The following is a 21,940-nucleotide window of genomic DNA, read 5'->3' as shown; positions in this document are numbered from 1 at the left end:
TTCAGTAATGCCGCAAGTGATCAGGGGTCGCACAGCGTTACTGCACGACCCCTGATCATCTAAATCAATAGTGGAATTTAGAGGTTCAAAGCATCTGATGGAACCACTGCCGTTGGCTGAACCATAACAGTTTGATCCGCTTGCACTGCCGCAGAATGCAACAGCGGAGTTCGTATTACAGAATCATTGGCAAGGGTAAACAACGGGTTCGACAGAATTCCACCGATGGAGGTGACAACCAGTGCCAGAACGATGCCAACCTGGAGTGAACGCATTCCCAACAGATTCCAACGAATTTCGGGATAATTTTTGACCGCATCCGAAACCTCGTGAGCCTCTTTGACCACCATCATCTTGACCACACGAATGTAGTAATAGATGGAAATCACACTGGTGAGCAAGCCAATCAGCACGAGCCAATATGCGCCTGCCTGCCAACCTGCCCAAAATAGATAAAGTTTTCCAAAGAACCCTGCCAACGGTGGAATGCCCCCGAGAGAGAGCAAACAAACGCTTAACGCAAGGGTTAATAAAGGATCTTTTTGATACAAGCCGCTGTATTCGCTAATTTCATCCGTGCCTGTGCGCAAGCTAAACAAGATAACGCAGGCAAACCCGCCCAGGTTCATGAACAGATAGACCAGCAGATAGAAAATCATACTGGCGTATCCTGCATCGGAGCCAATAATCAGCCCGATCATGACAAAACCCGCTTGACCGATCGAAGAGTAGGCTAGCAGTCGCTTCATACTGGTTTGTGCCAGAGCCACGACGTTGCCCAAAATCATACTCAAGATCGCTAGAGCCGTCAGGACAAAGTGCCATTGCTCGGTCACAGTCGGGAAAGCACTGAGCAATAGGCGGACTGCCAGGGCAAACCCTGCTGCTTTTGAACCCACGGATAGAAAGGCAACAACGGGCGTCGGGGAGCCTTCATAGACATCCGGTGTCCATTGGTGAAAGGGCACAGCGGCAATTTTGAAAGCGATCCCGGCAATGACAAAAACCAGAGCGATAATCACGCCAATCGACTCATCGGTATGGCTACTGGCAATCTGAGCGGTAATGGTGCTGAGACGAGTTTCACCGCCCGACAGCCCATAGAGCAGAGACGTGCCATACAAGAAGATTGCCGAACTTGCCGCGCCGATCAACAGATACTTTAGCGCCGCTTCGTTTGAGCGGGGATCTCGCTTCATGTAGCCGGTCAGCAGGTATGACGAGATACTCAATGTCTCTAACGAGACAAAAATCATAACTAATTCATTCGCACCCGACAAAAACATCCCCCCCAGGGTTGCCGTTAGCAGGATGGTGATGAATTCTGCCAGGGATGTTCCCGATTGTTCGACATAGCGAATCGACATGAGAATCGTGAAAACTGCCGAAAGAGCGATAATGCCGCGAAATACGATGCTCAGATCGTCGCTGTTGAACGCTCCAAAAAAGGAAACGGGATCTGCAACATCCCACTGCAAGCACAAATCACCGACCGCCGCCAGGAGTCCAGCGATCGCCAAATAGGGAGTCCATTGTGAAGACGATCGCCCGACAATCAGATCACCCACTAGCACTAAGAGCAGAGTCACTATCACAATCCCTTCAGGGAGTATGGTTCCAGCGTTTAACTGGGCTGCAAGATTGGCAAAGTCCATAGGATCGGCAGGTTAAGAAAAGTAACAAAAGTCTTAACTTATGAAAAACATTCAAACGCGAGTGAGCATGAACTCAACTAATCTGAGTTAACGTCACAATGGCTTTGAATCGATTGATTTTTCGTGCCCTGAGCACAGGAAATCTCAATACTAAGTGCATCATACCTTGCAAATATGTCTAATCTAGCCGCAGACAACGCAATCTCCCCTAAGTTTTTATTGTGCTAGCTATAAGTAAAGAACTAGGGATCTTGCCTGCCTCAGGATCACATGAACCCAGAAATTCATTTTTGTCAGCGCAGCGACGCCGCGTTGATAAAAATAAATCTTTGGTTTTATTAAATCCACGATCCTTACAGGGTTGACCTCATAGAATCGTAGCTGTTAGTAAAAAGGAAACCGCGACTAGCATGTTGAGACGAAAGACCTAAGATGAACTCACAGGATGACTCATGGTGCAGACGCCAAACTTTGCAGCCTGGGGTGTAGGAACTGCACCTCCATATAGGGGTTCTACCCCTGCACCTGGTGGCAAACCAGTCAATTGTGCTCTACCAGTCCGCCCAGTTAACCGTTTTGTGGGAAATAGAAGGAGTGAAACCCTTCCTGGGAGCTGCGCCCCACCCCTCATGTGGCAAAATTTAGTGTTTGCTCGACTAGCGATATTCCGACTCAACCGTCGAATCTCAATTAGGATTGCTATAGTATTCGGTACTTTGGCAATGAGGGTATCCATAATCAGTTAGAGAATGGGTACAACTCTGCTAAAGTCTGTTCAATTTGAAATTTGAACAATTTCTTGTTTCCCTCCAGATGCGATTGATCATTAAGAATGTCTACTCTCGTCATCGTTGAATCTCCTACGAAAGCCAAAACGATTCGCAACTATTTGCCACCTGGCTACCAGGTCGAAGCCTCTATGGGGCACGTTCGCGATTTGCCTCAGTCCGCCAGCGATATTCCCGCAGCGGTCAAGGGTGAAGAGTGGGCAAAGATCGGGGTCAATGTCGGTGCAGATTTTGAGCCGCTTTACATCGTCCCTCAAGACAAAAAAAAGATTGTAAAGGGGCTAAAAGACGCGCTCAAAAATGTAGATGAGTTAGTCTTGGCAACTGACGAAGACCGAGAGGGTGAAAGTATTAGTTGGCATTTGTTGCAGGTTTTACAACCCAAAGTGCCAACCAAACGCATGGTATTTCACGAAATTACCGAAGAGGCAATTCGGGATGCCTTACACAACTGCCGAGATGTCGATGAGCAACTGGTGCGGGCACAAGAGACCCGCCGCATTCTCGATCGGTTGGTAGGCTATACGCTATCGCCCTTGCTCTGGAAAAAAATTGCCTGGGGATTGTCTGCCGGACGCGTTCAGTCGGTAGCAGTGCGGTTGCTGGTGCAGCGAGAACGGCAACGGCGTGCCTTCCGTCAGGGCAGCTATTGGGATCTGAAGGCAACACTGACCCAGGACAGCACTCCATTTGAAGCCAAACTGGTTTCGCTCAATGGCACCCGCGTTGCCACAGGCAGCGATTTTGATGAATCGACGGGGCAAATTATCCAGGGGCGTAACGTCTTACTCTTGGGTGAAGCCGAAGCGCGATCGCTGCAAGATCGGCTTCAGCAAAGCACCTGGACGGTCACCAATCTGGAAGAACGAGCGTCTACCCGCAAGCCTTCTCCGCCATTTACAACATCGACCTTGCAGCAAGAGGCAAACCGCAAGCTGAAGTTGACCGCTCGGGACACCATGCGGACAGCTCAAAGTCTGTATGAACAGGGCTATATCACTTACATGCGAACGGATTCGGTGAACCTGTCGCAACAGGCGATCGCCGCAGCTCGTGCGTGTGTCGAGACTCGCTATGGCAGTGAGTATCTCAGCCCTCAACCCCGACAATATTCCACCAAAAGTAAAGGTGCCCAGGAAGCACATGAAGCCATTCGTCCGGCTGGCAGCACCTTCCGTACCCCGCAAGAAACCGGACTGAGCGGCCGGGATCTGAAACTCTATGACTTGATCTGGAAGCGCACCGTGGCGACGCAGATGGCAGAAGCACGCCAAACCCATATCACCGTGCAAATTCAGGCTGAAGATGCAGGGTTTCGGGCGACTGGTAAGCGCATCGATTTTCCCGGATTCTTTCGAGCCTACGTCGAGGGATCGGATGATCCCAATGCAGCGATTGAAGATCAGGAAGTGATTTTGCCCACCTTGCGGTCTGGGGATCACCCCAACTGTGAGGAATTGGAGGCGATCGCCCACGAAACTCAACCCCCTGCCCGCTATAGCGAAGCATCACTGGTCAAAACTTTAGAAAGTGAGGGGATCGGTCGTCCCAGCACCTATGCCAGCATCATCGGCACTATTATCGACCGGGGCTATGCTCAAATGGTCAACAATAGCCTGGTACCCACCTTTACTGCCTTTGCCGTAACGACCCTGTTGGAAAAGAACTTTCCAGACCTGGTGGATACGAGCTTCACTGCCCGTATGGAACGCACCCTGGATGAAATTTCGACCGGGGAAGCAAAATGGTTGCCCTACCTGAAAGAATTTTATCTGGGCGAAACCGGGCTAGAAAATCAGGTGAAGCAACGGGAAGACCAGATCGATCCCAATGAAGCGCGTGCCGTTGATCTGGAAGGGATCAATGTCAGAGTGCGGATTGGTCGCTACGGAGCCTATATTGAATCCGAAAATAGCGATGGACCCGTTAAAGCTTCTTTGCCGCAAGACTTGACCCCCGCCGATCTCGATCCGGGGCAGGTAGAAATTCTCTTGCGCCAGAAGACCGATGGTCCCGAAAAAATTGGGCTGCATCCCGATACCGGAGAACCGATCTTTTCGCTGATTGGTCCCTACGGTCCTTATGTGCAATTGGGCGAAGAATCGGAAGGCAACCCCAAACCCAAACGCGCCTCTCTGCCGAAAGGTGTCAATCCTCAAGATGTGACTCTGGAGAAAGCGGTTGCCCTGTTATCGCTGCCACGAACGTTAGGGGTTCATCCTGACACGGGCAGCAAGATTCAGGCAAGTTTAGGACGGTTTGGACCCTATGTGGTTCACGATCAGGGCAAAGTAGGTAAAGATTATCGCTCGATCAAAGGGGATGATGATGTTCTCACGATTACTCTAGAACGTGCCCTGGAACTGTTGGCGGAACCCAAAGCCGGACGTGGACGCGGCAAAACAGCCGTTGCTCCCCTGAGAGAGTTGGGTGCCCATCCCGAAGATGGCGAGCCCGTGAATATCTACAACGGTCCCTATGGACCCTATGTCAAATATGGCAAGGTGAATGCGTCGTTGCCCGAAGGAGCTACCGTTGATTCGTTGACGATGGACATGGCATTGCAAGCGATCGCAGCTAAAGCAAGTTCCAAAACTAAAGGCAAAGGCAAAACGGCAGCAAAATCAAAAGCGGCTGCCAGCAAATCTGAGGCTAGCCAGTCAGACGACACCAAAGCCACCGCCAAGAAGACAAGCACCACAAAAGCAAAGTCAACCAAATCGACGACGAAATCGAGTAAAACCAGTAAGTCGAGTAAATCGACCAGCCGTTCTACCAAATCGTCTTAGTGTAAACCTATCGTGAGCAGGTGAACAGCGGCGCAGAGCGCCGCTGTTCACCTGCTCACCCGTCTTGACTCAACCGCACTGGGTGACGGGGTTGTATTCCAAAGCCGCGCGATCCCAATGCCCTAAATTTGCGGCAGCTTCGTAAGTACTCTGCAAAAAGGTTAACACCATGGCATCGGGATCACTGGCACGACACACCGCCTCATAGGGCAACACAAACTCTTGCATCTCCGGGCTAAAAAAGCCTGCTTGAGGTTGAATTTCATAATCTTTGAAACCCTCTGGAGCGGGATAGGCATAGGCATAGAACAGCGCGTCTATGGCTCCCTTGCCAAACCAAAACCCGCAACTGCTGACTTCATGAGAGTAGGCTTCTCGCGTTACCCAATCTGCCATGTTGGGAACACCGCCGGGATGATCGGGCGCACGACGTCCTGAAAACCGAGTCACTGCCAGATCAAAGCTACCCCAAAAGAAATGGACAGGACTGCATTTTCCGGCATAGCGGGCACGGAAGAGGGTCATCAGGCGATCGCATTGAACTAGAATTTGCCAGAACCGTTGCACGCAATCTACATCATAGGCAGCATGACGTTCGTCTTGCTCAAACGGAATGGGATCTGTCACTTCCTGCGGCATTGTCCAGATCTGCACCTCGATTCCCAGATCGGTTAATGCGCCGATTACGGCTTGATAAAAATCAGCCACAGAACGGGGCATAAGTTCAACGGTGTTCGTGGTGCCATCGCTGGTTTCTATTAGCAGGTGATGATTGAGAAAATCGAAGGTGATTTGAAAACTGCGGCTGCCATAAGGAATGGTTGATGTTGTCAGCCCACGCGGCGTGACGTAGAGCGTTGAATGCCACCAATGGTTGATTTTGGGAGCCAGAGCTAATCGAATCTTGCCAACAATCTGAGTCCACAACTGCAAGGTTTCATTGGTGTCTTGCCAGGTGGCAATCGGCAGCGGCAGCCAAACGTCAGGCGATAAACTAGGAGCGGAGATAGCCATACTACGAACCTCTACATAGCGCTTTGCGCCTGGATAGATTACGGTTGTTGAGAGAGAGCCGCGCGGCGCGCGGCTCTCTCTCAACAACTTGTACTTCATGCCCTTGAAAATTGCTATAGGAATAGGCAGAAGACCTGAATTCTATCGAAACAGATTAGGATCACAACTTAAATCAAACTCGAAAGCTTATCTTTGGAGGCGCGGCGGAGCCGCGCTTCCAAAAATAAATCTTCGGTTTTATTCAATCCACGATCCTGAGATAGCGCTGTGTGCTCAAAAGCATAAAGGTGATGGGTATGAATCCATCAATGCGCCCAATGGCGGATTAATTCAAGACTTCTTCTAGCTCATGCTGCGTCCACAAGCTTTGGTAGAGCCCAGGTTGAGACAGCAATTCTTCATGCTTACCCGATTGCACGATTTGTCCCCGATCCATCACCAAAATCCGATCTGCCATGGCAGCGGCTGAAAGTTGGTGCGAGATGAAAATTACTGTTTTACGTTTTGTTCCTTCCGAAAGATTTTTCAAAATTTCGGTAGCGGTTTGATTATCCACACTGGAGAGAGAATCATCCAAAATCAGAATGGGTGCATCGACCAGCAATGCTCGTGCCAGCGCCGTTCGCTGACGTTGACCACCCGACAGCGTAATTCCTCGTTCACCCACAACAGTTTTATATTGTTGGGGAAAATTGAGAATTTCGGGATGAATCTGGGCTTGCTTAGCAGAAGTTTCGATGTCTGGTTGTTCGCTCAGGGGATCGCCGTAGCGAATGTTGTTTTTAATCGTGGTGCTAAACAAGAAACTATCCTGTGGCACATAGGCGATCGCCGCTCTCAGATCGTGTAAGCGTAATTGGGTAATGTCATAACCATCAACAAATACCTGTCCCGGAGCAATATCCAGCAGTCGTGGCAGGGCATTGGCCAGGGTTGATTTACCTGAGCCGATCGGTCCTACAATGGCAACCGTTTCTCCTGGATTGACGGTAAAACTGAGATTGGTAAGGGCGGGCTGCTTCGCCTCCGGGTAGGCAAAGTTGAGATGATCCACTCTTAGCTCACCTTTAACGGTTGCCAGCGGCAGAGGGATGGCGTTGGGCGGGTCTTTGATTTCTGGATCAACGGAAAGAATATACTCGATCCGATCGATACTGACTTCACCCCGTTGATAGGCAGTAATCGTAAATCCGAGCAATGCTGTTGGGAAGACCAACCGTTCTACGTACAGCAAGAGCGCAATAAAGTCGCCAATACTCAATTCACCATCGGCGATCGCCCCCGAACCCAGACTCAACACCACCAGTAAACTAATGCTGGCTAACCCACCCAATAAGGGAAACAGCATCGTTCGAGTTCTTGCCAGTTTCAGGTTGGCAGTTAATAACTGCTGATTGAGGTGTTGGAAAGCAGACCGCTCATTTTCTTCTTGAGCATAAATTTTAATCAGTGCCATCCCACTCATGTCTTCCTGGATCAGGTCGCTCAGACTGGAGGTTTCTTCTTGCACCGATAACTGCTCAGACCGCAGCCGATTGCTAAACAGGTGCACCATGAAAAACATGATGGGGTAAACGGCGATCGCCACCAGCGTCAACCGGGTGCTGATGGATAACATCACAGGCAGGGTCAGCGCATAGGCAAATATGGTATTCGCCAAACTCAGCACCGCAAACCCCAGTAGCCGACGAATATTGTCTACGTCGCTGGTCGCTCGGCTGATCAAATCGCCAACCGTATTGGCAGCAAAGTAGGCAGGCTCCATGCGCAACAAATGATTAAAAATCCTTTGTTTCAGGTCAAACTCCACCTGCCGCCCAACCCCAAACAGAAAAATTCGCGATGCCATCCGCATCAACAGCATGACCGAAGCCATTGCTACGATCACCAGGGCATAGGAAAGCACCTGCTGAAAGCTAAACGTTGTTTGGAGTTCGTCAATTCCATCGCGAATCAGCAACGGAATATAGACCCCTAACGCGTTTACTCCCAGTAGCGAAGCAACACCCAAAGTCGCCTGTCGCCAATGCGGACGCAGGTAGGTCGTCAGTTTGTTAAATTGAGAACGAGCCATAAGGAGCGGCAATCAAAACTTTCTACACCCTACACCCTAGTTCCTGCTTTTGTGTGGCAGCTCCCTAAAAAATTGTAGAAAAGGGGTAACTCTTTGGTTCTCTTTGCTTAAAGGTATCTCTTAGAATCGTGGATTTAATAGACCAAAGATTTATGTTTGGAAGCGCGGCTCCGCCGCGCTTCTAAACATAAACGTCCGGATTTTAGTTAATTTGTGATCCTTAAATGTAGCAGTACGCATTAAGGTTAGGACGGGGTGCAGGGGTGGAACCCCTGCGTGGGGGCACGCCCCCACTCCCCCGATGTCCTAACTAGATTGCGTAGAACCATATCAAAATAAATTTGACCATGAAACCTGCGATTTCACAGTCGAAACTATCCCCCAAATTAGCGGTAGTCCTAAAAATGCAGTGATTTTTTGTGGCGCGGGCGTCGCCCGCGCCACGAAAAATCATTACCTGAATACCACCACAAAATTAGCAAGAAAATTTATGAGCACCATTAAAAACATCGTATTAGTCCATGGTTTTTGGGCAGATGGCTCTTGTTACAGCGACATTATTCCGACCTTGTTAGCAGACGGGTATGAGGTCATTTCAGTTCAAAACCCACTCACCTCTCTAGCCGATGATATTGCCGCGACAAAATGCGCGTTAGATCGAATCAAAGAGCCGTGTATTTTAGTGGGTCATTCGTGGGGCGGCTTTGTCATTAGCGAAGTTGGTCATCACGAACACGTATCCGGCTTAGTGTATATTGCGGCTCTTGCTCCCGATGCTGGCGAATCGATGATTGATTTGATGAGTCGCTACGGAACGCCTTCACCACATTTTCAAGAACAAAATGGTTTTATTTGGATTTCTCGAGAGGGTGTCGAAGACGTGTTGGCGAGCGACCTTTCAGAAGCAAGACAAGCATTACTTTATGCCACCCAAACACCACCCTCCGCATCTTTAACGCAAGTAACGGCAGGTCTGCCGGCCTGGAAACATAAACCAAGCTGGTATATTGTGGCGACCCACGATAAAGCGGTTCCACCTGCTTTACAGCGTGATTTGTCTCAGCGTATGGGTGCCAAAACCATTGATGTACCTTCCAGCCACTTTCCTATGATTTCACATCCGACGGAAGTATTGACCGTCATTCGGGAAGCGGCAGCTAATAGGGCATGATATACCTCACTACGCATTCACAAGCAGAATGGTAGTGTGTTGAAACACTTTGCTCCGCAAAGTGTTTCAACACATACTTGTCGCTAACTGATTCTGATTCAGGGGGTGCAAGTATGTCACCTTAGCTCAAATGGCACAGCTCAGATCGCCTGCTTTCCGGCTAAAGCGGAGATTTTCCCGATAATCGACTGGGCAATCGATAATGGCAGGTACATCATCGGCTAAAGCACTCTTGAGCATGGGAATAAAGTCTGCACTAGATTGCACTCGATAGCCCTTCAAACCCATACTCTCAGCCAGTTTAACAAAGTCAGGGTTGGTAAAACGGACAAAGTGAGATTCACCGTAATAGTTGAGTTGTTTCCACTCAATCAAGCCGTACCCACCGTCATTAAAAATAATGGTGACAAAGGGAGTTTTAATTCGCAGTGCCGTCTCTAGTTCTTGATTGTTCATCATGAAGCCCCCGTCTCCGGTAACGGCAACGACCTTGCGGTTGGGAGCAACGAGCTTAGCGGCGATCGCTCCTGGAATAGCAATCCCCATGGCTGCAAAACCATTGGAAATGATGCACGTATTGGGGCGATCGCAATGATAATGGCGTGCCATCCACATCTTGTGGGCACCTACATCAGAAATAACAATATCTTCGGGACCCATCACCTGCCGCAAATCATAAATCAGCTTTTGGGGCTTGATCGGGAAGCCATCATCATGGGCATGTTCCTGATAATCAGCCTGAATTTCTGCTTTGAGATGAATGGCATAGGGGTCTGGTTTGCCCGTCCGATCTGCCCGCTTCAAGATTTCTTGCAGAGAATCGGTGATATCGCCTACCACTTCTGCCAGAGGAATGTAGCTACTATCGACTTCTGCTGGAGTAGCGTTGATATGAATCAGAGGAATCTCCCCTTGAGGATTCCAGCGTTTGGGCGAATATTCAATCAAGTCGTAGCCAACAGCAATTACTAAATCTGTATGGTCAAACCCACAACTGATGTAATCCCGCTGTTGCAAACCAACACACCACAGCGCTAGAGGATGGGTATAAGGAATCACGCCTTTTCCCATAAACGTATTAGCGACAGGGATATTGAGCCGCGTTGCAAATTCTAGTAAGGCATCACTAGCATGGGCACGAATCGCTCCATTCCCCACCAAAATGATCGGATTCACGGCATTGTTGATCGCTTCCGCAGCCCGTTCAATGCTTTGAAACGAGGCATAGACTTTTTCTCGGGCGTCAGGGTTGAGCGGTTTGCCAACCACAGGCATCGCGGCAATATTTTCGGGTAGGTCAATGTGAACCGCACCAGGTTTTTCGGTCTGAGCAATTTTGAACGCGCGGCGAACAATTTCTGCGGTATTGCTGGGGCGAACAATTTGCGTGTTCCACTTGGTGACGGGTGCAAACATTGCCACCAAATCAAGATATTGATGGGATTCAATATGCATTCGGTCGGTGCCAACTTGCCCCGTAATGGCAACCAGTGGCGCACGATCTAGATTGGCATCTGCAACCCCTGTCATCAGGTTGGTCGCACCCGGTCCCAATGTAGATAGACAAACTCCCGCTTTTCCGGTCAGACGTCCATACACATCTGCCATAAACGCTGCCCCTTGTTCATGACGGGTGGTGATGAACTGAATCGAGGAGTGGGTCAGAGCCTGCAAGACATGCAGATTTTCCTCTCCGGGAAGACCGAAAACATATTCAACGCCTTCATTTTCTAAGCATCGGACTAAGAGTTCAGCCGTGTTCATGTCGCTCATATGAGTTTCCTTACAAAGGTTCAGCCGTGTGCGTTACTTGATCCAAATCGTCTTGATGTTGACAAACTCGTGAATGCCCTGAATCCCCAACTCTCGACCATATCCCGATCGCTTGATGCCTCCAAAGGGAAGGCGTGGGTCAGATTTGACCATGCTGTTAATGAAGACGCATCCTGCTTCAACTTCATTCACCAGGCGATCGCGTTCAGTGGGTACTTGAGTCCAGGCACTAGCGCCCAACCCAAAGGGAGTATCATTTGCCAGCGCAATGGCAGCATCGATATCAGCAACCCGAAACAGGAGAGCAACGGGACCAAAGAATTCTTCTTTGGCGATCGCCGTATCCAAGGGAATGTCTGCCACGATGGTGGGTGGATAGAAGTTACCCGGTTTCAATCGATCATCCAGCGCCAGGGCACTGGGGTCGCCCCCCACCAATACCCTGGCACCCACTTGACGGCACATGTCTACCTGCTGCACAAGATCTTGCAAAATCGTTGGTGTAGCAAGAGGTCCAATATCGGTATCGGGCAGGGCTGGATCGCCTATGGTTAACGCCTGGTATTTCTCAACCAATTTTTGGGCAAATTCATCGGCGATCGCCTCGTGCACAATAAACCGCTTTGCCGCAATGCATGATTGTCCGTTGTTAATCATGCGAGCCGTGACCGCAGTTGCCACTGCCGCATCCAGATCGGCACTGGCGAGGACGATAAACGGATCACTCCCGCCCAACTCCAGCACTGTTTTTTTGATGTGTTTGCCAGCATAGCTGGCGAGACTGGCTCCGGCAGGTTCACTTCCTGTTAGTGTGCCCGCTTTAACGCGATTGTCTGAAATGATCGAGGCAACTTGATCCGCTCCGACTAAAAGCGTTTGAAAAACCCCTTCTGGAAATCCGGCTTTTAGAAAAATCTCCTCAATGGCTAAGGCACATTGCGGCACGTTAGACGCGTGTTTTAGTAGCCCCACATTGCCTGCCATCAGTGCCGGAGCCGCAAACCGGAACACTTGCCAAAACGGAAAGTTCCACGGCATCACTGCCAACACAGGGCCGATCGGTTGATAGCAAATAAAGCTAGAACTTGCATCCGTTTCAATCACCGCATCGGCTAAAAACTGGGCAGCGTGTTCTGCATAATAACGGCAGACCCAGGCAGATTTCTCTACCTCTGCGATCGCCGCCTTAATGGGTTTGCCCATTTCCAGTGTCATCAGTTGACCGTAAGTCTCTTTATGGTCAAGTAAGACCTGTGCTGCTGCATTCATCCAGTCAGCTCGTTGCTCAAAGGATGTCTGCCGATGCTGTTCATAGGCGTGTTGTGCCCGATCGAGTTTCTGCGCGATCGCCTCATCTGTTAGAGCTACAAAAACCTTCACGGTTTCCCCTGTCGCCGGGTTGATCGTAGCGATACCCATGACAAATCTCCTAATTCCCTATTTCCAGTGTGGTCAGAAAAAAAGTCTGAACCTTAAGAAGTTTGAAATTTTTGATAAACCGTAATGAAATGAACACGTAGCATTGCCTAATCCAGCGATGAAATTGGGTGTGAGTGCCGCGCGGAGCGCAGCACTCATACCCAATTTCATCGCCTAAATCAGCATCGCCGAACCCGTTTCCCAGCATTGCGAATTTAAGAGATGATTTTTGTAGGGCAGGAATGCGATGCATTCCTGCCCTACAAAAATCATCTCCGGATAACAGCCACCATGAATTTGCCTACCTGGATTACGGTTTCGCGCCTTGTAGGGGTGCCTTTTCTGCTCTACCTCCTGGTTCAGCCAACCGAGTTAAACCGCTGGATTGCCCTGGTGATCTTTTTAGTAGCGGCGGGAACAGATTGGCTGGATGGCTATCTGGCGCGGCGGTTGAATCAAGTGACCGATCTGGGCAAATTTCTCGATCCATTGGTAGATAAGTTGCTGGTGTTGGCTCCGTTGCTATCGCTGGTGGAATTGGGGCAGGTGCCTGCCTGGGGAGTCTTTTTAATTTTGGCAAGAGAATTGGCGATCGCCGGATGGCGGGTCAATCAACCTAAAATTTCTGGGGCAAATCTGTGGGGCAAACTCAAAACCGTCAGTCAAATTGTGGCGATCGCATTGCTCATTGCACCCATCACTGCCTCTACGATCTATGCCATTATTACTTTCTGGTTATCTGTCGGGTTGACCTGGGCTTCGGGCATTCTCTATCTATTGCCAGACCGTACAACATCAACCTGAACTATGGCTAGTTGTTGCGAACACCAAATTTTGCAACATGGGGTGGGGGGCTGCGCCCCCACGCAGGGGTTCCACCCCTGCACCCCGTTGTAAAACTTTTAATTGGTCTGCTAGTGTTGCAAACACCAAATTTTGCAACATGGAGGTTTGGGGGCTGCACCCCCAAGAGGGGGTTTTACCCCCTCCACCCCCTCTAAAACTTTTAAGTTGGTGTACCAGCGTCTAAAGCAATTAAATTACATGACGCTCTCTTCACGATACGCTAGGTTAGAGAACAGGGTGAAACAAGCCGCGAGATATTGTTGAATCGGGGAAGATTTTTGGCTAGAGGCACGCTTCCAGCAAAAAATGACCCTCAAATTAGTTTTGTCAGCATTTCAATGGCATGCAGGGTCTACCAACCATTTCTTAGTGTAAGGCTGACGCATGTTGGTTCATAGGGCGAGCTTAGCCACCCCATCAACCAACATGGTTTGAATAGAGCAGGCTTGAATAAGCCCTATCGTTATCGGATCTGAAAGTGAGCAAGGCTTAATAGCGGGACGAGTTTGAACGCGAAACCTGCGGTTTCGCGTTCAAACTCGTCCCCAAACTCAGTAACTCTCTGAGATTGCATCACGCCATCCGTTTAAGGTGACAGCTCTGCATGGTGTTCCGGTCAGCTACAGACTGTTGATTTTTATTGAATTTGTGATCTGACAGGGTGTTATGCCTTCAAACCCGTGGGGATGACATGATGGAACGTGGCGTGCTGCGTTTCCATAGTTTACCTGTTTTGCCTCATTCTGCCTCAGGTGTATCAGCTATGCCCACCCTAGAGTTGCATAGATCCGTGTTCTGCCCCCATTCAGTGATTTTTGCTACATCCACCAGGGCTGACTTTCAGACCTTTAAATAGGGCACTCTATCCATAAAAGGGCTATAGCTTTTAAGACAATTCCTGATCCATACATTGCATCCGTCAACTGCGATGGTTGATTGACTCATGATGCAAAAGGTAAATCATATAGAGCCAATGTCGCAAATAGTCTCACATCAAGAACAGTTACTCCATCGAATTACGAATCGCATTCGGCAATCTCTAGAATTACCCGCAATCCTCAATACGGCGGTGGAAGAAATTCGGACATTTCTAGACGCGGATCGAGTCAAAATCTATCAGTTTGAGACAGATGGAAGTGGCGAGGTGGTGGCTGAGTCGATTCACGATCAGCGATTGCCACCCTTGCTCCATTTGCGATTTCCAGCCGGAGACATTCCACCTCATTCGCGGGAAATGTTTGTCAAAGCCAGACAACGAGTCATTGTGGATGTTCCGGCTCAACGTAAAACCATTGACTGGTTAGATGGGTTAGATCTAAATGATAGTGCCTCTGTCAGCGATGTCCGTTATACGCCTGCCGACCCTTGCCATTTGAAATATCTTGCCAAAATGGGGGTTGCTGCCTCGTTGGTGTTGCCAATTTTGCACCAAAATTCGTTGTGGGGTTTGTTAGCCGTTCACCATGCCAGTAGTCGCCATTTTTCCAGACGGGAATTGCAGATTGTGCAGTTGCTGGTCGATCAAATTTCGATTGCGATCGCCCAATCCAATTTGCTCAGCCAGGCTCGTCTGCAAGCCCACCATGAAGCCATTATCAACAAAATATCAAGTTTATTGCATTGCCCATTAAAGACTTCTGAAATTCGGCAAGCCATTGTAGAAGCTGCCGTCGAAGCGCTCTATGGTTCGGGTGGACGGCTTTATATTACGTCTGAACCGACGGGAGAACCGGCTCAATTTTATGTCACAGGCGAACAACCCCATCATCCGTTTGTAGAAGAAACACCGGGTTGGCAACACTTGTTGGGTTGGAATACCAAAATTGATGCCCAGAGAAAATTATCAGATACCGCCAAAGCCTGGGAAAAGAATGGGCGATCGCTGTTTAACACCTATCACACAGACTTATCTGCGGATAATGTGCCGCATCTTTATACGCTGTCTGAACTCTGCCAAATACCGCAACTAGACGCGTTAGTGAGAACGTTTAAGCCAACAGCTATTCGTTCGATTGCGATCGTGCCGTTAAAATTTCATCACCAATTAATTGGGTGTTTGAGCATCTTCCGCAATGGCTACGACACCGAGATTCTATGGGCAGGACAACAAGATGATGATCACCGCAGTGATATGCCTCGTGCCTCGTTTGCCGCGTGGCGTGAAATCAAAACCGATCAGACGCCAACCTGGAGAGCCGATGAAGCCAAATTGGCACAATCGATTGGTCTACACATCTACATGTCGGTCACCCAAAAACGGGTAGAAGCATTGATTCGATATCAGGCATCCCATGACACCCTCACCCAACTGCCTAATCGCCTGCTATTTGATGAACAACTCTCGTTAGCGCTGATTCAAGCCAAGCAAACCGATGAAATGTTGGGTGTTGCGTTTTTGGATCTAGATCGGTTTAAAACAATCAATGATACGTTGGGGCATGCCATTGGCGATCAGCTCTTGCAAGAAGTGGCGCAACGGTTAGAAACCTGTCTTCGCCCCTGTGATGTAATTGCCCGCTGGGGCGGCGATGAATTTACGTTATTGTTGCCTCACCTCAACTGTGCAGAAGATGTCACCGCAATTTCGCAACGGATTTTAGATGTATTGGGTAATCCGTTTTATTTAAATGACCAGGAATTGTATGTCACTGCCAGTTTAGGAATTGCCCTGGCACCCTATGATGGCGAGGATGTTGAAACGTTATTGAAACATGCGGATGCGGCAATGTATCAAGCCAAGCGTCGGGGCAAAAATAACTATCAGCTTTTTATAGAAGAAATTAATAATCAGGCATTAGAGCGGTTGGCTCTGGAAAGCGATTTGCGTAAAGCACTGGCAAAAGAAGAGTTGCTGTTGTATTACCAACCCCAGGTCGATATCTATACTGGCGAAATTATTGGATTAGAAGTTTTACTACGGTGGCAGCATCATCAGTCAGGGTTGATTGCCCCCAGTCAGTTTATTCCTTTAGCAGAAGAAACAGGGTTGATTTGTCCGATTGGCGATTGGGTTCTGTGGGCAGCGTGCAAACAGCAACGACTCTGGCTTGAAGCCGGACTGCCAGCGATCCGGATTGCCGTGAATCTGTCGGCTCGTCAATTTCAACAAGCCAATTTAGCCAACAGCATTATTCAAATCTTGCAGTCAACTGGCATTCAACCCGATGATCTGGAGTTAGAAATTACTGAAAGTGCGGCAATGCAAGATTTAGACTACACGATCAGCACGTTGAAAGAATTACGCAGAATTGGCGTTCAGATTACGATTGATGACTTTGGCACGGGTTATTCTTCACTCAATGCCATTAAACATTTTCCCTTACATACGCTGAAACTCGATCAATCGTTTGTGCGAGAAGCCGTCCATAATCGCAGTGATGCAGCGATCGCCCAGGCCGTGGTATCTCTAGGGCAGGGGTTAGGGTTAAATGTCTTAGCAGAAGGGGTAGAAACTCAAGACCAGTTAGAATTTTTGCGGTTGATTCAATGCCATAGTGCCCAGGGTTATTTGTTTAGTCGTCCTGTACCAGCAGACGAAGTTCCCAACCTATTTCAACGGATTCCGTTTTCGCCCTGGAGCCCAAACCCATAGGCGAGTGGATGATGAAGACGCGCCAAACCTATGCCCCCCCGTAGTCCTCCTTGGCAAGGGGGACGGCGACAGCCGGGGGTCAATCAAACGCAGCCTCATATCAAAACGGTTTGAGAACCCGCGCTCCGCGCGGGTTCTCAAACAACCCTTGTCTTACAGCGCTTCGCGCTTGGATATGGTTAGATTGTTTGTTGCGTGCCGCGCAGAGCGCGGCACGCAACAAACAATCTGTGGCTTAAGCAATTGAACATAGCTATAATCAACCGCTCGACTGCTATATAGCGCTGTGCAGGTTGATTCAGTAAGGTGTTGTGGGGCGCGGAGCGCCCCACAACACCGTTTCTGTACTGAACGAACTTGCATACTGCTATATATAGGAATCAACGTAATCAAAACAAGCGATCGCCAGTCTGAATGTCAAACCAGTGGAGGTGGTTGGCAGGCAACGTCAGGGCGATGGCATCTTCGTTCCAGGTGCGATCGGTAGGCAAGAGAATCCGGAGGGTGATATTTTCAGCGCCCTGGAGATAGACGCTGACGAGATTGTGCATTCCTAAATTTTCAACCAGATAAACTTTGCCGTGGAGCAGAGGGCGATCGCCAGGTTCTGCCAATCTCACATGCTCAGGACGAATACCTAAAATGAGTTCTGCGGGTGGGGTACCGTTACCGGGTAGAGGAATCGTCGTGTTGCCTAAAACAACGGCATTCCCCTGGCAGTTTAGCGGCAGCAAATTCATCTGTGGGCTACCAATGAACCCGGCAACAAACTGATTGGCAGGACGGGTGTAGATCTCTTGGGGTGGAGCCAGTTGTTGCAAATCGCCGTTATATAGCACAGCCACTTTACTCGAAAGGGTCATCGCCTCGGTCTGATCGTGGGTGACATAGACGACGGGGGCATTTTGTGCGGCAAAGAGTTGCTTTAGATCTGCCCGGACTTGCTCTCTCAGCAAGGCATCTAGATTGCTCAACGGTTCATCTAATAAAAAGACATGGGGTTGGCGCACCAAAGCCCGCCCCAGGGCAACCCGTTGCCGTTGTCCTCCCGAAAGTTTGCCCGGTTTTCGATCCATTAAACTTTCCAATCCCAACACGTGCGCCGCATCTGCTACGCGTCGCCGAATTTCGTCTGGGGCAACTCGTCGCATTTTCAACCCCGATGCGATATTTTCAAACACCGTCATGTGGGGATAGAGGGCATAGCTTTGAAACACCATGGCAATATTGCGATCGCCCGGTGCGACCTGGGTAACGGTGCGATCGCCAATATAAATCTCGCCCCGTGTTGGCTGCTCTAACCCCGCAATTAACCGCAGCGTTGTGGATTTTCCGCAGCCCGACGGTCCCAATAACGTCAAAAATTCGCCATCCTCTACACTCAAGCTTAAATCTTTGACCGGAATAATCTTGGAATTGTAGGTCTTGTTCAGGTTTTGGAGTTTGAGGTTCGCCATGATCAGGAGTTAGGAGTGGGGGATAGAGAGGAGACGTTGAGCTTCAAATCGGGGCGTCATTTATTGCAACGCTGACGGCGTTGGCGTTGTAAAAAACGATTCCTCGATCGAGAACATCATGGATTGAAAATAGGATTGGAAATGGACTGGAGCACGGTTTTTCCGGTCAGCCTTTGACCGCACCAGAGGTCAAGCCCTGAACAATTTTGCGCTGGAAGAAGAGGACGAGGATGATTAAAGGTAGCGTACCGACCACCGTTGCTGCCGCAAGAGGTCCGTAGGGAATATCAAAAACGGAAGCCCCACTCAGTTGAGCAGCCGCAACGGGGATGGTTTTCATTGAGTCGCGGCTAATAAAGGTCAGGGCAAAGATAAATTCGTTCCATGAGAAAATAAAGGCAAGAATACCCGTTGTCACCAGTGCCGGAACAGTCAGCGGCAAGAGGATTTGGGTCAGCATTTGCCAGGTGTTATAGCCATCAACCTGGGCAGAATCTTCCAGGTCACGCGGCAGTTGTTGAAAAAAGCTACGCATTACCAGAATGGTCAGCGGGATATTGATGGCAGTATAGGGGATGATTAATGCCAGATAATTATTGCCCAATCCCACCGCCCGAATCATTTCTAGCAATCCCAGAAATAGCAGGATGTAAGGAAAAAGGGTAACGATCAGCACCCCTGCCAGAATGAGGTTCTCACCGGGAAGTTTTAGCCGAGCCAGCGCATAGGCAGCAGGAGCGCCAATCAGCAAACATAACCCGGTTGACGTTACGGCAACAAACGCACTGTTAAAAATGTATTGCCAAAAGGGGCGTCGATGAAACAGTTCGCTATAGTGATCCAGGGTTAGCCGTCGGGGAATGTAGACATTGGGGATGGCGGAGATATCGGCGTTGACTTTGAAGGAAGTCAAGAGTTGCCAGAGTAAGGGTGCCAGACTAAAGATGATCAGCGCGGCGATCGCGATCGCCAACAACACATTTCCCCAGGAAATTCCTTCAGGTCTGTCCAACGGGGCTTGGCTAGAGCGATTGAGCATTGCCATTGATCGTTATTCCCCCGTTGCACGACGAACTTTAGAAAGTAGCACGGTGGCGATCGCCACTGCCAGAATTAGCAACACAAAAGTAACCACCACTAAAGCCGCACCATAGCCAAAATCGAGATAGCGCATAATCGTGGCATAGATATAAATGGACACCATTTCTGTTGCCCCAGCGGGTCCACCAGCAGTCATCACCTGCACAAGATCAAAAATGCCAAATGCCTGGGCAAAGCGAAACAGCGTCGCAATAACAATTTGTGGCATCAGTAAGGGCACAGTAATCTGACGAAAACTTTGCCACGCCGACGCACCATCCATGGCATGAGCTTCGTACAGATCTTGGGAAATAGACTGCAACCCTGCCAGTAATAAAATGCTGATAAAAGACGTTGTTTTCCAGACATCAGCGGCGATCGTTGCCATCATTGCCAGCGTCGGATCCCCTAACCAATTAACGCCTGACTGAACGATATGCAGGCGCAATAAAATGTCATTCAACACGCCATATTGATCGTTAAAGACCCATGCCCAGGTCAGCCCAATCAAGGCGGTCGGCAATGCCCAGGGCAAAATGGCGATCGTTCGTACGGCACCCCGCCCCCGAAAGTTTTGATCTAACACTAAGGCAATGCCCATACCCAACAGCACTTCAAAAATTAGCGATGCGATCGTAAAGACAGCGGTATTGCCGAGGCTTTGCCAAAACCGTCCATCAAACAGCATCCGTTCGTAATTAGCACCACCAGAAAAGACAGGTTGCAGATGCGTTCCTAAATTCCGCGTAAACAAGCTGAGCCAGAATGCTTGCCCAATCGGATAGGCATAGACCAATGCCAACACCAATAACGCGGGTGCAATTAACACCCATCCGGTTCGTCGTTCTCGTTGTCGCAAAGTATTCATAGGCAGGGGCAGGAGGGGGATACATCATCGCACAGCCGTTCGTCCTAACAACCGTCGGGTTTCATCGGCAGCGGCGTTCATGGCATCTTCAGGAGAACTGCGCCCGGTGAGTGCTGCACTCAGGTAGCGCTGGAGGATATCGGATGCCTGGGCATATTGGGCGATCGGGGGACGCAATACAGCCGTTTGCAGCACTTTGTAAAGGTCGGGGTAAAAGTTAAATTTTTCGACGATCGCTGGATCAGTAAAAAGCGTTTTGCGGCTGGGAACATAGCCACTTTCTAAGATAAATTTCCGTTGAGCTGCTTCACTGGAGATGTATTGAATCAGTCGCCATGCAGCATCAGGATGTTTGCTCCCGGTGGCGATGCCTAAGCCCCACCCACCCAGGCAAGCCCCACTGGCACGTCCGGGTGCATGAACCATGGGTTTAATGCCAAATTTGCCGCGCACATCAGAATCGGGTTCATTGCCAAGACGATACGCGTAAGGCCAATTGCGCATAAAGACGGCACCACCACTTTGGAACAGGCGACGGGCTTCATCTTCTTGATACGTGGTGACACCTGCGGGAGAAATGCCTTGGGTAACGGTGCTTTTGAGAAATTTGACCGCTTCGATCGCCGATGAACTGTCCAACCCAACCTCCAGAGTTTCGGGATTGACCCAAAAGCCACCGTAACCCTCCAGCACTTCTACAAACATGGCGGGCAGTCCTTCGTATTGCTTGCCCTGCCAGAGATAGCCCCAGTTGGCAAGGTTCTTTTCCTGTGCCGTTTTGGAAAGTTCGACTAACTCTTGGAATGTTTCGGGCGGGGGGGCATCGAGTTGCTCTAGAATATCGGTGCGGTAATAGAGCATACCGGCATCAGAACGCAATGGAAGACGATACAAGCCGTCTTGATAGCGACTACCCGCCACATCTGCATCCAGAAATTCTGATAGTTCAGCATCGCTGATGCGATCGCTCAAATCCATCAACCATCCGGCTGCGGCAAATTTAGGCAACCAGACAACATCCATATAAACCAGATCGTAGGGAGAATCGCCCAATAAAAACGAAGACGTGTAGAGATCTTCAATCAAATTAGTGGCATTCGGTCCCTCAATCATCTCCAGTTTAATATCTGGATTTTGGGCTTCAAAATCATCCACAATGGGTTGCCATTGCGGGATTTCTAATGCTAGGAAAAGAACGGTCAACCGAGTCGGCTGTTGTGAAAAAACAGCGGGACTAATCAGCAGAATTCCTGACAAACATGCGATCGCCAATCCCACTAAAAACCAGCGACGCAGCTTCAAATATTCGAAGAAACGCTTCCATTTTAGGAATAAGAATTGATCGTTCATCTTCGATAACCATTAACGACAAGCTGCTTTCTGTAGCAATCTCAAATGGTTCTCACAAATCACC

General features: G+C 49.4%; 13 protein-coding genes. 4 read left to right on the top strand and 9 right to left on the bottom strand.

The features are described from left to right. Positions 1 to 77: 77 nt before the first annotated feature. The gene (locus ACR6Z4_RS05380) at positions 78 to 1,655 is read right to left on the bottom strand and encodes an NAD(P)H-quinone oxidoreductase subunit N (protein WP_479716206.1); all 1,578 of its coding nucleotides are present in this window, start codon (positions 1,653 to 1,655) and stop codon (positions 78 to 80) included. Positions 1,656 to 2,487: 832 nt separating this feature from the next. Between ACR6Z4_RS05380 and topA the strand changes: the two genes are divergently transcribed. Next, positions 2,488 to 5,232 carry a type I DNA topoisomerase gene (topA, locus tag ACR6Z4_RS05375; RefSeq protein WP_479716205.1) on the top strand — a complete coding sequence of 915 codons (2,745 nt, stop codon included), beginning with the start codon at positions 2,488 to 2,490 and terminating at the stop codon, positions 5,230 to 5,232. 69 nt (positions 5,233 to 5,301) lie between these two features. Here the strand turns inward: topA and ACR6Z4_RS05370 are convergent, their stop codons facing one another. Both ACR6Z4_RS05370 and ACR6Z4_RS05365 read right to left on the bottom strand, forming a co-directional pair. After that, positions 5,302 to 6,246 (bottom strand): DUF5996 family protein, encoded by a 945-nt coding sequence (locus ACR6Z4_RS05370; protein ID WP_479716204.1) that lies wholly within the window; start codon positions 6,244 to 6,246, stop codon positions 5,302 to 5,304. Between the two features lie 325 nt (positions 6,247 to 6,571). Then, positions 6,572 to 8,320 (bottom strand): ABC transporter ATP-binding protein, encoded by a 1,749-nt coding sequence (locus ACR6Z4_RS05365; RefSeq protein WP_479716203.1) that lies wholly within the window; start codon positions 8,318 to 8,320, stop codon positions 6,572 to 6,574. A 490-nt stretch (positions 8,321 to 8,810) separates the two neighbouring features. On the opposite strand from ACR6Z4_RS05365, the gene ACR6Z4_RS05360 reads away from it, so the two are divergent. Beyond that, positions 8,811 to 9,491, top strand: coding sequence for an alpha/beta fold hydrolase (locus ACR6Z4_RS05360; RefSeq protein WP_479716284.1), 681 nt, complete (start codon positions 8,811 to 8,813; stop codon positions 9,489 to 9,491). A gap of 126 nt (positions 9,492 to 9,617) precedes the next feature. On the opposite strand, the gene ACR6Z4_RS05355 is transcribed toward ACR6Z4_RS05360, so the two are convergent. Continuing rightward, positions 9,618 to 11,264, bottom strand: a complete 1,647-nt coding sequence (locus ACR6Z4_RS05355; RefSeq protein ID WP_479716202.1) for an acetolactate synthase large subunit — start codon at positions 11,262 to 11,264, stop codon at positions 9,618 to 9,620. Positions 11,265 to 11,297: 33 nt separating this feature from the next. Then, positions 11,298 to 12,683, bottom strand: a complete 1,386-nt coding sequence (locus tag ACR6Z4_RS05350) for an NAD-dependent succinate-semialdehyde dehydrogenase (RefSeq protein ID WP_479716201.1) — start codon at positions 12,681 to 12,683, stop codon at positions 11,298 to 11,300. A gap of 291 nt (positions 12,684 to 12,974) precedes the next feature. Here ACR6Z4_RS05350 and pgsA point away from each other — a divergent pair, with 291 nt between their 5' ends. Further along, positions 12,975 to 13,487, top strand: a complete 513-nt coding sequence (pgsA, locus tag ACR6Z4_RS05345) for a CDP-diacylglycerol--glycerol-3-phosphate 3-phosphatidyltransferase (protein ID WP_479716200.1) — start codon at positions 12,975 to 12,977, stop codon at positions 13,485 to 13,487. A gap of 1,015 nt (positions 13,488 to 14,502) precedes the next feature. Next, positions 14,503 to 17,121: a bifunctional diguanylate cyclase/phosphodiesterase gene (locus ACR6Z4_RS05340; RefSeq protein ID WP_479716199.1), complete on the top strand. Its 2,619-nt coding sequence runs from the start codon at positions 14,503 to 14,505 to the stop codon at positions 17,119 to 17,121. A gap of 389 nt (positions 17,122 to 17,510) precedes the next feature. On the opposite strand, the gene ACR6Z4_RS05335 is transcribed toward ACR6Z4_RS05340, so the two are convergent. From ACR6Z4_RS05335 to ACR6Z4_RS05320, 4 genes are all read right to left on the bottom strand, one after another. Next, positions 17,511 to 18,578: an ABC transporter ATP-binding protein gene (locus ACR6Z4_RS05335; protein WP_479716198.1), complete on the bottom strand. Its 1,068-nt coding sequence runs from the start codon at positions 18,576 to 18,578 to the stop codon at positions 17,511 to 17,513. A gap of 166 nt (positions 18,579 to 18,744) precedes the next feature. After that, entirely contained in the window at positions 18,745 to 19,623 is an 879-nt protein-coding gene (locus ACR6Z4_RS05330; RefSeq protein ID WP_479716197.1) for a carbohydrate ABC transporter permease, read from the bottom strand. Between the two features lie 6 nt (positions 19,624 to 19,629). Beyond that, positions 19,630 to 20,526 carry a carbohydrate ABC transporter permease gene (locus ACR6Z4_RS05325; RefSeq protein ID WP_479716196.1) on the bottom strand — a complete coding sequence of 299 codons (897 nt, stop codon included), beginning with the start codon at positions 20,524 to 20,526 and terminating at the stop codon, positions 19,630 to 19,632. Between the two features lie 24 nt (positions 20,527 to 20,550). Continuing rightward, positions 20,551 to 21,876, bottom strand: a complete 1,326-nt coding sequence (locus tag ACR6Z4_RS05320; RefSeq protein WP_479716195.1) for an ABC transporter substrate-binding protein — start codon at positions 21,874 to 21,876, stop codon at positions 20,551 to 20,553. Positions 21,877 to 21,940 lie beyond the last annotated feature (64 nt).

Source organism: Calyptranema fuscum S582, assembly GCF_055793305.1.
Note: the sequence above shows the minus strand (reverse complement) of the source record. Positions and strands in the feature narration are given on the sequence as shown.

Bases quoted from the DNA above. Each gene is read 5' to 3' on its own strand.
- ACR6Z4_RS05380 (WP_479716206.1), bottom strand. From the start codon at position 1,655: ATGGACTTTGCCAATCTTGCAGCCCAGTTAAACGCTGGAACCATACTC.
- topA (WP_479716205.1), top strand. From the start codon at position 2,488: ATGTCTACTCTCGTCATCGTTGAATCTCCTACGAAAGCCAAAACGATT.
- ACR6Z4_RS05370 (WP_479716204.1), bottom strand. From the start codon at position 6,246: ATGGCTATCTCCGCTCCTAGTTTATCGCCTGACGTTTGGCTGCCGCTG.
- ACR6Z4_RS05365 (WP_479716203.1), bottom strand. From the start codon at position 8,320: ATGGCTCGTTCTCAATTTAACAAACTGACGACCTACCTGCGTCCGCAT.
- ACR6Z4_RS05360 (WP_479716284.1), top strand. From the start codon at position 8,811: ATGAGCACCATTAAAAACATCGTATTAGTCCATGGTTTTTGGGCAGAT.
- ACR6Z4_RS05355 (WP_479716202.1), bottom strand. From the start codon at position 11,264: ATGAGCGACATGAACACGGCTGAACTCTTAGTCCGATGCTTAGAAAAT.
- ACR6Z4_RS05350 (WP_479716201.1), bottom strand. From the start codon at position 12,683: ATGGGTATCGCTACGATCAACCCGGCGACAGGGGAAACCGTGAAGGTT.
- pgsA (WP_479716200.1), top strand. From the start codon at position 12,975: ATGAATTTGCCTACCTGGATTACGGTTTCGCGCCTTGTAGGGGTGCCT.
- ACR6Z4_RS05340 (WP_479716199.1), top strand. From the start codon at position 14,503: ATGTCGCAAATAGTCTCACATCAAGAACAGTTACTCCATCGAATTACG.
- ACR6Z4_RS05335 (WP_479716198.1), bottom strand. From the start codon at position 18,578: ATGGCGAACCTCAAACTCCAAAACCTGAACAAGACCTACAATTCCAAG.
- ACR6Z4_RS05330 (WP_479716197.1), bottom strand. From the start codon at position 19,623: ATGGCAATGCTCAATCGCTCTAGCCAAGCCCCGTTGGACAGACCTGAA.
- ACR6Z4_RS05325 (WP_479716196.1), bottom strand. From the start codon at position 20,526: ATGAATACTTTGCGACAACGAGAACGACGAACCGGATGGGTGTTAATT.
- ACR6Z4_RS05320 (WP_479716195.1), bottom strand. From the start codon at position 21,876: ATGAACGATCAATTCTTATTCCTAAAATGGAAGCGTTTCTTCGAATAT.